Source organism: Paenibacillus hemerocallicola, assembly GCF_006265175.1.
GTDB lineage: Bacteria > Bacillota > Bacilli > Paenibacillales > NBRC-103111 > Paenibacillus_AB > Paenibacillus_AB hemerocallicola.
In genome coordinates this window covers 1-11,019 of record NZ_VDCQ01000124.1, presented here as the reverse complement: position 1 = coordinate 11,019, position 11,019 = coordinate 1, and the positions used below count along the sequence as shown (strand labels likewise).

Annotated in this window: 7 protein-coding genes; 2 read left to right on the top strand and 5 right to left on the bottom strand. The window is 57.3% G+C overall.

All coding sequences use genetic code 11. The features are described from left to right. Positions 1-389: 389 nt before the first annotated feature. The 3 genes from FE784_RS39870 to FE784_RS39860 form a co-directional block, all read right to left on the bottom strand. Positions 390-2,273 (bottom strand): FAD-dependent oxidoreductase, encoded by a 1,884-nt coding sequence (locus tag FE784_RS39870; protein ID WP_176706869.1) that lies wholly within the window; start codon positions 2,271-2,273, stop codon positions 390-392. Continuing rightward, positions 2,251-3,102, bottom strand: coding sequence for a hypothetical protein (locus FE784_RS39865; protein WP_139607858.1), 852 nt, complete (start codon positions 3,100-3,102; stop codon positions 2,251-2,253). The genes FE784_RS39870 and FE784_RS39865 overlap by 23 nt, the downstream gene beginning before the upstream one ends. Before the next feature lie 78 nt (positions 3,103-3,180). Continuing rightward, positions 3,181-4,020, bottom strand: coding sequence for an AraC family transcriptional regulator (locus FE784_RS39860; protein ID WP_139607857.1), 840 nt, complete (start codon positions 4,018-4,020; stop codon positions 3,181-3,183). Positions 4,021-4,254: 234 nt separating this feature from the next. On the opposite strand from FE784_RS39860, the gene FE784_RS39855 reads away from it, so the two are divergent. Next, positions 4,255-5,616: an extracellular solute-binding protein gene (locus tag FE784_RS39855; protein WP_139607856.1), complete on the top strand. Its 1,362-nt coding sequence runs from the start codon at positions 4,255-4,257 to the stop codon at positions 5,614-5,616. A 122-nt stretch (positions 5,617-5,738) separates the two neighbouring features. Here the strand turns inward: FE784_RS39855 and FE784_RS39850 are convergent, their stop codons facing one another. Next, positions 5,739-7,160: a HAMP domain-containing sensor histidine kinase gene (locus FE784_RS39850; RefSeq protein WP_139607855.1), complete on the bottom strand. Its 1,422-nt coding sequence runs from the start codon at positions 7,158-7,160 to the stop codon at positions 5,739-5,741. Further along, positions 7,157-7,852 (bottom strand): response regulator transcription factor, encoded by a 696-nt coding sequence (locus FE784_RS39845; RefSeq protein WP_139607854.1) that lies wholly within the window; start codon positions 7,850-7,852, stop codon positions 7,157-7,159. The genes FE784_RS39850 and FE784_RS39845 overlap by 4 nt, the downstream gene beginning before the upstream one ends. Positions 7,853-8,020: 168 nt before the next feature. Here FE784_RS39845 and FE784_RS39840 point away from each other — a divergent pair. Continuing rightward, a partial coding sequence (locus FE784_RS39840; RefSeq protein ID WP_176706868.1) for a cadherin-like beta sandwich domain-containing protein occupies positions 8,021-11,019 on the top strand: 2,999 nt, incomplete at its 3' end.

The window sequence follows — 11,019 nt, the reverse complement described above, 5'->3', positions numbered from 1 at the left end:
TATCGAGTGTCTACTTTCTTGACAGAGGTCCAGGTTTTCCGCTATTTTGCTGTCGACACTTGTATTCGGGTCAATAACATACGCCAGTTCCGCTATTTCGATTTATCGATTCGCGGTCTCGCGAGCGTCGGCAAAGGCGGCAAACGTTCAAGAATCATGCGAGGCATGTACATCTGTAAGAGAGTTAAGCTAACGTAGAAAAAGCCCCGCCACGATGGCGAGAATCCTATTCGTCGGTCCGCGCCGCAGACGGACGTCGCCGGCTCGATCCGACAGCGCTGTCGTTTACAAATCTCTGTGGATTTTGGCAACGATTGCTTGCCAGCGACGCGCGAAAAGACGCTTCCTCTTGGAAGCGCCTGTTCGTCCGCCCGAAGGGGCGGTGCAAGTCAAACCGGATTCGGGACCGGTTTTCCCCATCGGCGAAAGGTCCGGTCGATCAGCTGGCGGATTTTATCGTCCATTACGTTGCGGATTTCCGAGCTGCCTTTGAAGGAAATGACCAGCGAGCCGTCCAGCTGCGATAAAAAGCGTCCGAACGCTTCCCCGACCGTCCGCCGCGTCTCCTCGTGACGGTCTCCGATGGAAGCGAGCGCCATCAGAGCATACGAGACGTACTGGAAGCGCAAATCCTGTTCGTCGGACAAAAATTCTTTATTCCGGTCGATATACGTGAAGCCTTCCCGCGACTCCAATATCCGCAGCAAATCGGGAACCGCCTCCTTGTCGGCCAGTCGGCCGAGCAAGTATACCGCCGCATATCCCCGCGCCTGATTGTACTTCAAGCTCGTCAAAGGCACGAACGGGTCCCGCTCGCGAACCATGTCGCGCAGCACGGGCGCCGCCTCCGGGGAGCCGAGCAGCGCGAGCGCCATCGCGCTGTGCTTGCGCAGATGCTCCGGCTCGACCGGACCGATCCATTCCAGCAAATGCGGCCGGATCTTATCGCCCAGTCGCTTGGCCGACCAGATCGCCACGCCCGGCTTCACGTCGGATAAGCCCGATCGGATCTCCGTCACATCCTCCAGCCAGCGAATCGGACCGTTCGCTTTGTCGTCTTGGGCGGCGACTCTATGCTCGAAGTACACCTTGTCGCGCTCCGACAAGCAGCCCGCGTCGCGCAGCAGGCCGGCCAGCTCCGGATACGGCACCTCCCGCAGCGGAATCTGCTTCGAGACGGCGAGATAAGCGGCGTAGGCCGCGGCTTCCCCGCATTTTTGCATATCCCGTTTCATCCGGACGCAAGAAGCCATATCGTGATCCACCGCGAGACAGCGCCCCGCCGCAAGCAATCCGTCGAATCCTTTGGGGATAAGCGCCCCGAGCGGAATCGGCACGGTGAATTTCAATCCCCATAAGCTGGCCGCTACCGTCCAATCCCGCTGCAGCCCGCTTTCGAAGGCGACATCCTTGCTGTGGTTGTCCAGATTGGAGTAAGCCATGAACAGCGGCTCGCGGGAATAGTCCTCCTCCAGGAAGCTTGCCAGCGTCACGTTGTCTTCCCCGACGATAAATTGGCTCTCGCGAACCCCGAGCTGCGGCGCGATCCGCATAAACCTGCGCTCCTCGTCGTATTGCGCCTTCAGATGAGTGGACAGCAGCGCCGATTCCACGATCGCTTCCGACATGCTGTCCGGGTCCTCCGGAAATACATAGCCCGAATCGGTGTAATAGGCGCGTACGCGCTCTCCGTCCAGCTTGAACAAGGCGTTGGAGAAAGGCTGCGCCTGCCCGTCGAACTCGCGTCCGCCGCGCAGCTCGCAGCCGGCCAGCCGGCATACGTCCGCATTGCCCGTCGCGTCTATGACGACACGGCTCGTAGCCGTATAGCGTCCGAGCTCCGGGGAGAAGCACTCTATTCCGGTGACGGTCCTGCCTTCCGTCAGCACGCCGGTGACGGTCGTGTCGTAGCGAATCGTCGCGCCCGCCTCGACAGCCTCGCGCTCGAGCACATACTGCTTTCCTTCCGCATTAACGCCGTAAGAGGGCGTATATACGCTCTTTTCCGTCGCCGGTACTTTGGCGTCGATTTCCTCGAACAAACCGCCGCGGGAGCCGAAATAATAGCCGAGCACGCCGCCGGCCGTACCGGCCCCTCCCATGCTCGTATGGCGGTCGATCCCCAGCACCCGCAAGCCTTTTCGTGCCGCCGCAATGACGGCTACCGCTCCCGCCGTGCCGAGTCCGACGACAATGACGTCGTAAGCTTCCCGAGCCGTCCCGGATTCGGGTGCGTTTCGTTGCAATTCGTTACTTGCCGGCTTTGGCTGCATCGCGTATTCCCTCCGTTCCGGCATAGCTGCCGTATCCTTGATCGATGGCGGACAATGGATTTGCAAACGCTTCCGAAGGCAGCCAGCTCCATCGTTCGCCGAGCCGCTGAGGTCCCCCAGGCACCGTCGAGTCGAAAGTCCCGGCTACGGCCGCGATCGTCCACGATGCCCACTCCGCCGGTCTGGCCTGCCAAAATTGATGCAGCCGCTGTCTCGCTTGCAGCCAATCGGCCCCGGGAGCGACATTTACTTTCAAAATGACCTCGGACGGGAATCGGCCTCCGCACACGGACATCGAATCGTCAAACGGAGCCGGTACGGCCGCGTTCCGAAGGTCCGGATGGTGAAGATAAGCGTTTAACCTCTTGCTCTCCGGTGTAGCCAAGCCCCCCGGAACGGTAAGACGTTCCGTAGAAGTATCCAAAATTTCCTCGACCAGCAGCGGCCGGCAGCCGGAAGCGTCATGCAGCAGCACCTCGTAACGTCCGTCCCGCTCCGCAACCCCGACTATCTCGGTCAGGAACCTGACCTTGAGCCCGTATTGTTTAATAAGAAGACATAACACCGGATGCAGGCCCGGCAAATGAACGGGGCCGTTCTCCTCCATTAAATTGCGCTTGATCCAGTCGCTCCGGACGCTCTGGCCGAAATCCGTAGCCGGCTTTCCCCATTCGCCCCCCGGATTGAAAGCTTCGATAAACTCGCGCCCGACAAGAGAAGTCCTTTCGACGACAACGACGTCCCGCTTCGCCTCCAACGCGGCAGCCGCCGCGCCGAGGCCGGCCAATGTAGCGCCGTATATCAATAAAGAGCACTCTGTGCGATCCACCTGAACAACCTCCTTATGATCATGATGAGCATCTTTCGATAAGGCCCGCGCTTCCCGCGCACCGCAAGTGCGGGTTCGTTACGCCTTCCTGTACTCCCTCGGCGGCATCCCCGCATGACCCGCAAACACTCTGGCAAAATAGAGCGGATCTTGAAAGCCGACTTCCCTCGCGACCTCCGACACCGTCATATTGCTGCTCTGCAGCAGCTGCTTCGCCTTGTCCAGCCTGATCTTCGTAATGTATTGCGTCGGCGTGCAGCCCGCCACCTTCTTGAACATGATGGAAAAGTAGCTTGCGGACAACGCGGCGATCTCCGCCAATTCCTCCCGCTCCAAAGGCTCGGCATAATGGGTTTTGATATAATCCATGCACTTCGCGATAGCGCGGCGGGTAAGATCGCCTTCATTCCTTTGCGAATACAGTCTGCGCACCTCATTCACCAGGTTGAGAAACATCAGTCTCGCCTGCCATTCGTAATCCGGAGCTTTCCCTTGCCACAGGTCGTACAGCCGCCGCATATGGAGGGCAAAGCTTTCGGCATCGGCCGCCTGGGTTACGACGGGAAGAGGCAGGCTGTTCTCCTGCGGCTCCAGACAAGTGACGGAGCTGCCGTCCCACTCGATCAATTTGTAATCGTAATGCACGGAATAAAACTGGAGCGGCTGCTCCGGCGTATAGGACAGCTGAATTCTGTTGCGCAGCGGGAAATAAAATACGGAACCGACAGACAGCGGATGATGAACTCCATTGACGGACAACGCGCCGGCCCCATCGGTTACGAGCATGAAGTTTCGTTTGGCCGACGATTCGAACGTGATCGTGCGCCTCGGTTTGCCGAGGTCGTACCAGAACGTGCCGTCCCGCAAAAACACATCGATGACCCGTGGGTGAAAGCGCGAGAAGAAAGCGTTGTCCATAAACGGTTCCCTCCTGTTCCGTAAGGCTATTATAGTCTCTCGGCAAACCGTATAAAATGGAATTTTGATCTGTTATATGGACTTATGTTTGAACATCGCAAGGGCAACTATTTCTCCATGTATTCCATTTTTTCTCCATTTACTTATGATACCGCTTACATATAATTAAAGTTGCCGAGGGGTAAGGGCTTTCCTTCATTGTTATTCGGCAGCCATATTCGGGGGGATGAATCAATGAATCGAGTAGAAAGCAAAACCAAAACAATCGTTCCTTGGATGACTGCGGCGTTGTGCCTGTCGTTGTTGACGGCATGCGGCGGCGGCAATTCCGCAAATAAGCCTTCGGCGGCCGATCCGTCCGCTTCGAACGCGCCGAGCGGTACGGCCGATTCAATCGGGCCGGTCGAGCTGACCATTTATTCCGGGGTCTCCTCCATTACTCAGGAAGAATTTAAACGGACAATCGAGGCACCCGTACGCGCCAAATATCCGAACATCAAACTCAACTACCTGATCGGCGGAGCCGAGGTCAAGCTGGACAATATGGTCATGACCGGAAGCGCGCCCGACATCGTCATTACTTCGATCAGCGGGCTGTACACCGCAGTCCTTCCTTTCCAGCTTCAATACGATATTACGGACCTGGTCAAAAAACACAAATACGATCTGTCGAGGATCGAGTCCTCCGCCATCGAATCGCTGCGAAACGCCTCCGGCACCGGGGCGCTGTACGGACTGCCGAAATATACGAATGCGGTCGTGCTGTTCTACAACAAGGACATTTTCGACAAATTCGGGGTCGCCTATCCGAAAAACGGGATGACGTGGGACGAGACGGCCAAGCTGGCCGCGCAAATGACGAGGACGGTCGACGGAGTCAACTATCGCGGCATGTCGCTGTTCACGAGCAACATGATCAAGGACAACCAGCTTTCGTTGCTGCCGATCGATGCCAAGAGCGATAAAGCGTCCGTCAACACCGCGGGATATCAGAAGCTGTTCCAATCCTACAAAAGCTTCTACGATATCGTGGGCAACAAGCCGACAGGAGCGTTTAACGGAGACAACGAGCTGAACGCCTTCTACAAGGACAGAAATATCGCGATGGTCGTGGCGCCGATGTCCGGATACGGGCGGTTTGAAGGAACGAAGGACCTCAACTGGGATATCGTCGCCGCTCCGACCTTCTCCGACAAGGCCGGGGTCGGCTATCAGGCCAACACCATCTATTATTTTATAAGCAACGTTAATAAAAAAGCGGAGCAAGCTTTCCTCGCCGTGACGCAGCTGCTGACCGACGAGGTGCAGCTGGCGGCCAACAAGGAAGGCCGTCCGACCATCCTGACCAATGAAACGATTCGCGCCACGCTGGGAGCGGAGAGCAGCTCCAAAAACAAGAATTTCAAAGCGGTGTTCCACAACAAATTCGCCGAGACGCCGACCCCCAACACGAAAATGGCTCCGCTGGTCAACGCCGACGGCATTCTGAACAAGGAATTCGGGAACATGATCAACAATGGAACCGACATCAATACGATGCTGAGGCTCGCCGAGGAGCAGATCAACCAGGCGATTCTGGACGCGAAAAGCAAGTAAGCCATACGAACGCAAAGCCGCCCGGGGGCGTTAGCCTCGGGGCGGTTTTTTATTGCGCCTATTCCGCGTGTCCGATCCGAAAAATCCTGCCCCGACGCCCCGCAGGCTTCCGTCAGTTTCACTCAGGAAATCATCCGCGCCTGCCCGGTCGGCGGCAGCTCCAAATAAAACGCAGTCTCCACCCCCGGCTCGCTTTCCACGCGGACTCGTCCGCGGTGTCCTTCCGCAATCTCCCGTACGATAGAGAGCCCCAGGCCAAGCCCGTCTTTGCGCGCCTGGTCCAGCCGGTAAAACCGTTCGAATACGCGGTCCTGCTCCCCTACCGTAATCCCTTTCCCCTTATCCTTCACCCATACGACCGTATGAAGCGGATCGCTCGACATCCCGATCTCCAAATATTGTCCGTCCATACCGTGCCGCAGCGCATTGTCGATCATATTGCGGACAGCCCGTTCGACCAGAGAGCTGTCGATCTCGGCGTATACATCCCGCTCTGGAATATCGACGACGAAATCGACTTTCCGTTCATCGACGATCAGCGTATAGTCCGCGGCCGCTCTTCGCACCAGCTCGGACAAGTTGTGCTCGTCCAAGCGAAGCTCCAAGCTTTTCGTTTCCAGACGGGAAATGTCGAGCAGTTGGTCGAGCAAGCGGTCCATATACCGCGAGCGCTGCAAAATTATTTTAATGTAGCTTTGCAGCTCTTCGCGCGTCATCGCTTCCGCCGTTCGAATCGTCTCCGTATACCCCAGAATCGTCGTCAACGGCGTCCGCAGATCGTGCGACAAGTTCGACAAAAGTTCGTTTCGCTTCTGCTCGATATCTCGGAGCTGGGCGATCTGCGTCTGGATGCGCTGAGCCATGCTGTTGTAATGCCGGTTCAATTGTCCGATCTCATCCTTCTTGCCGTCCGCGAGCTTTACCGGCTCCCCGTGCAAATCCATCTGCTGCAGGGCGCGGTTCAGCTTGCGCAATCGTCGGTTGAGCGGGAAAAAAAACAATGCCGCGAACAAATAAGGCGTAACCAAATAAACGAGGAGCGGGGTGCCCAACGTAAGAAATTTGCTGATATCGCGATAATAGATGTAGAATTGCGACGGTTTCATCGATTCGCTTGGCGTACCGATGAGCAAATAATAAGGAAAATCCGCCCGCTCCGACTTATACGAAAGCGTGACGGCTTCCCCATTCGTCCATAAGGAATCCGGCATACCGAGAAAGCGGTCGGTCAGCTCCTCCAGACTGTACGGCTTCGTGCGCCCCTGGGTGGAGTAAAACACCTGTCCGTCCATCCCGACCCATTCCAGATGAAGCGCTTCATGCTCGCGGACGGTCTCCTCGAGCAGCCGGATCGCATCGGCGCGGTCGAACTTGTCGGCACCGGCGACCTTTGCGACGATGGACTTGCCGATGGCGTTCAACGATCCGTGTATGTACCCGTCATTGAATTTCGCTCCGATGAATAAGGTTAAGGCTATGAACAAAAACAGGGAAAAAATCGCGCTTCCGACAAAATAAAACCACAGCTTCAAATGCAGCTTCATAGCCCGTCTCCCGAGAAGCGGTAGCCGATACCGCGAACGGTTTGCAGAAACTTGGGATTCAGCGGATCGGGCTCGATTTTTTTCCTCAGCCGGCTTACAAACACGCTCAACGTATTGTCGTCATACTGCTCGTGCTTCCAAATCTGCTTATAAATTTCCATCTTCGTCAGCACCTGATCGGGATTTTGCATGAACAGACGAATCAGCTCGTATTCCATCGGAGTCAGACTGACGGGTTCCCCCTCCCTGTACAGCATGAAATTATCCGCATTCAACGCCAGAGCGTTCAGCCGGATGCTGCCTTGTCCGATGCCCGCGCCGTTCCCGTAACGCCGAAGATTCGCCTGCATCCGTGCGACCAGCTCGATCGGGCTGAACGGCTTCGTCACATAATCGTCGGCACCCAGGCCGAGCGCTTCGACCTTGTCCCTCAGACCCCGCCGCGCACTCAGCACAATGACGAGTACGGAAAGCGATTCGGATCGGATACGGCGCAACACTTCAAAGCCGTCGAGGTCGTCCATCATCAAATCGAGGACGAGCAAATCGAATCGTCGTCCCCGCAGCTTCGTTATCGTCTCGCTGCCGGACACCGCTTCATGGGCGGTCATCCCGGCGCGCTGCACATGTATGCGGATAAGCGACCGAATGTCCGGATCGTCATCGGCAATCAATATATGAAATGGTTCCACGATTAAGCCCCCCGTATGTATCCTTGCTCCCGTTCCGTCTCTCTCTAACTATACCGCAATTTTACTGAAATTGGCTGGAAATCCGTTAAGAATCCATTAAGATTGCCCCCCTTTTTATTTGCTATAGTAAGGCTTGGAATTTTGGGTAACGAGGGAGAGATGCAACATATGATTAAAAAAATAAGTTCGCTTGTATGGCCGATTCTGCTGATCTTGTCGCTGCTGCCGACTCCGTTCGCACCTGTCGGACCGGCCGCCGCGGAAACGGTCTGGACCGATATCGCCACACCGGCGGAGCTTACCGCGATTGGCCAAACCGCCAATTTGGCGGGCAACTACAGACTGGTTCAGCATATCGACCTGGCAGGCTACGACAACGGCGATGGCAAAGGGTGGAAGCCGATCGGCGCAAACTGGGCTCCCTTTACCGGAAAGTTGGACGGCAACGGATATGCGATTCGGAATATGACGATAAACCGTCCGAACGACAATTTGGTCGGGCTCTTCGGCTTCGCCGAGAATGCCGCTTTGACGAACCTGCGCTTTACGAATGTACAGGTCAACGGCCAACAGGATGTCGGCGCCATTGCCGGACAATTGGCAACTTCTACGCTCGCCAATTCCTATGCCGCCGGCAGCGTGACGGGACACATGAGAGTCGGACTGCTGGTCGGGTATAACGCTGGATCGAACGTTTCCGACAGTTATGCCCAAGGGCGGGTCCAAATCGACGGGGCAGGCGGCAGCAGCTACGGCGGCTTGATCGGCTACAGCACGGGCAACTCCAGCGGAAGGATCGACCGCTCCTATTCGACTGCGGCCGTCGAATCGGGCAGCGACTCGGGCGGACTGATCGGGCAGAAGCTGGGGGCTGCGGCGATCACCTCCTCGTATTGGGACACCGAGACGAGTGGATTGAGCGCAAGCAGCGGCGGCGGCACCGGGAAGACGACCGCGGAGATGAAGCGCAAAGCGACGTATGCCGGGTGGGATTTCCACAATACCTGGAGCATCGTCGAAGAGAGCACGTATCCGCTACATCGCGACGATTACTTGAAGGTGGCTTTGGCAGCATTGACGGTTCAAGATACGAGCACTTTAACGGCGCAAGCTTTGGACAGGACGTTCAGCGGCGATTATGGCGTTTACAATACGAAGGTTGTCAACAAAACGAGTCAGATTACGGTGACCGGCACGCCTTTAAGCGGCACCTCCACGGTTTCCGTAAACGGCGGCTCCGGCTCGGAAGCCGTAGCCTTAACCCCCGGACAAAATACGGTGCAGATTACGGTAACGGAACCGGGGGGCCTTGGCGCAACTTATACGCTTCATGTTTTCCGGGACGAAGGAAGCTCGCTATATCCGCATCGGATTACGACAGCCGGGCAGCTTGCCAAAATCGGAGATTCGTCCGAAGGATACGAAATGAACCACACCTACGAGCTGGAAGCCGATATCGATTTGTCCGGTTTCGGCGCGGGTTCCGGGTGGCAGCCAATCGGCAATGCCGCGACCCCCTTCACGGGAACTTTTAAAGGAAACAACCATACGATCGCCAATCTGACCGTCAATCGCCCCGACACCGATCATGTCGGCTTGTTCGGTTACACTTCGTCAGGCGCAACGGTCTCGAATATAGCCTTGCCGGGTGCAGAGTTGCGCGGCCAACACAACGTCGGCGGTTTGATCGGCATGGCGAACGATACCGCGATCGGGGGGATATCCGTACAAGGAGCCGTATATGGCGATGATGGCGTCGGCGGCTTGATCGGGGTCGGCAGCGGCACTCTGACGATCGACGAATCGTACTCCGCCGCAGTTGTCGCCGGCAATACCCGCACGGGCGGCTTGATCGGTTCCAATACCGGCGGCACCGCGACCGCTTCGTTCTGGGACAGCGAGACCAGCGGCCAAGCTTCCTCGGCCGGAGGGGCCGGCCGCACGACACAGCAAATGATGCAGAAGAGCACCTTCGCCGATAGCGGCTGGCAATTCGGCAGCGGCAATCGCTGGGGCATCATCGAAGGCACTACTTACCCGATGCCGTACGACCGCTTCGGCTCGGTGCTTCTGTCCGGGATGACCGTAACCGCGCCCGGAACAACTGTGACTTTGAATCGGAGCTTTACCGACGCGCATGGCCTCTACACCGCTACGTTGGCCAGGCCCGCCGCCATTGCTCATATCTCGGTCACCGCGGCCGATGCAACGGGAACGCAAGTCTCGATCAATGGCATTGCCGGAAGCTCCGCAGACATCGATTTGAGCCTGGGGAATAACCCCGTCGACATTCGGGTAACGGATGCAAACGGAATTTGGCAGGGCGTGTACCGGCTTACCGTTGCCGTGCCCGTGCCGCGGCCGTCGGCGGTGGAAGTTCCGGCTGACGGAACATACGGGATAGCCCGGCATCTGGACTTTACGATCGCCTACAATTCGCCTGTCGATGTGACCGGAACGCCGGAGCTGCCCATCCTCATAAACGGTATCGAGAAGCTTGCTTTGTACACGGGAAAAGCGGCCGGCCAACCGGAGAAGCTGCAATTCCGCTACACCGTGTTATCCGGCGATTTGGATATGGACGGCATCGAACTCGGGAACGCCATTGCCGCTACGCCGCCTGCAACCCTTACCTTGCTGGACGATCCCGTCCTGCTGGATTTGCCCGTAACGCTGCCGAGTTTGAGCGGCGTCCTCATTGACGGGGTACAGCCTTCCGTTACATTGACCCCGTCGGTGACCGCCCCGACGAGCGAAACTGTCGCCGTAACGATCCTGGCGGACGGAACAGGCAGCGCGTTGGCCAGTCTCAAATGGACAGCCGGCGTTCAAGATGCCGTATACTTCGAAACGGCCGGAACCCCGGTCGCCGGCGGGACATTCCCGGCAAGCCTCAACGGAAGCTATACCGTATATGCGCAAGACGCCGCCGGCAATTCGATGGTCAAGACGATAGACATAACGAATATCGTCACGCAAGCACCGACGATTACACTCGATTATTCGCCCAAAACGGCTGTCAGCACCGGCGTCGCGATTTCGGCCTCCGCTTCAGTGAGCAGTTCGGCGAGCGGCAACACCTTGACCGCCTTGCGTTGGGCGTCGGGAGAACGGGCAACCGCGGACTTCGCTGTCCCGTCCTTCGGTACGGATGTGCCGCCTTCCGA

What these genes read in the sequence shown, in the direction of transcription:
- FE784_RS39860 (WP_139607857.1), bottom strand. Translation starts at nt 4,020, where the DNA reads ATGGACAACGCTTTCTTCTCGCGCTTTCACCCACGGGTCATCGATGTG.
- FE784_RS39855 (WP_139607856.1), top strand. Translation starts at nt 4,255, where the DNA reads ATGAATCGAGTAGAAAGCAAAACCAAAACAATCGTTCCTTGGATGACT.
- FE784_RS39870 (WP_176706869.1), bottom strand. Translation starts at nt 2,273, where the DNA reads ATGCAGCCAAAGCCGGCAAGTAACGAATTGCAACGAAACGCACCCGAA.
- FE784_RS39850 (WP_139607855.1), bottom strand. Translation starts at nt 7,160, where the DNA reads ATGAAGCTGCATTTGAAGCTGTGGTTTTATTTTGTCGGAAGCGCGATT.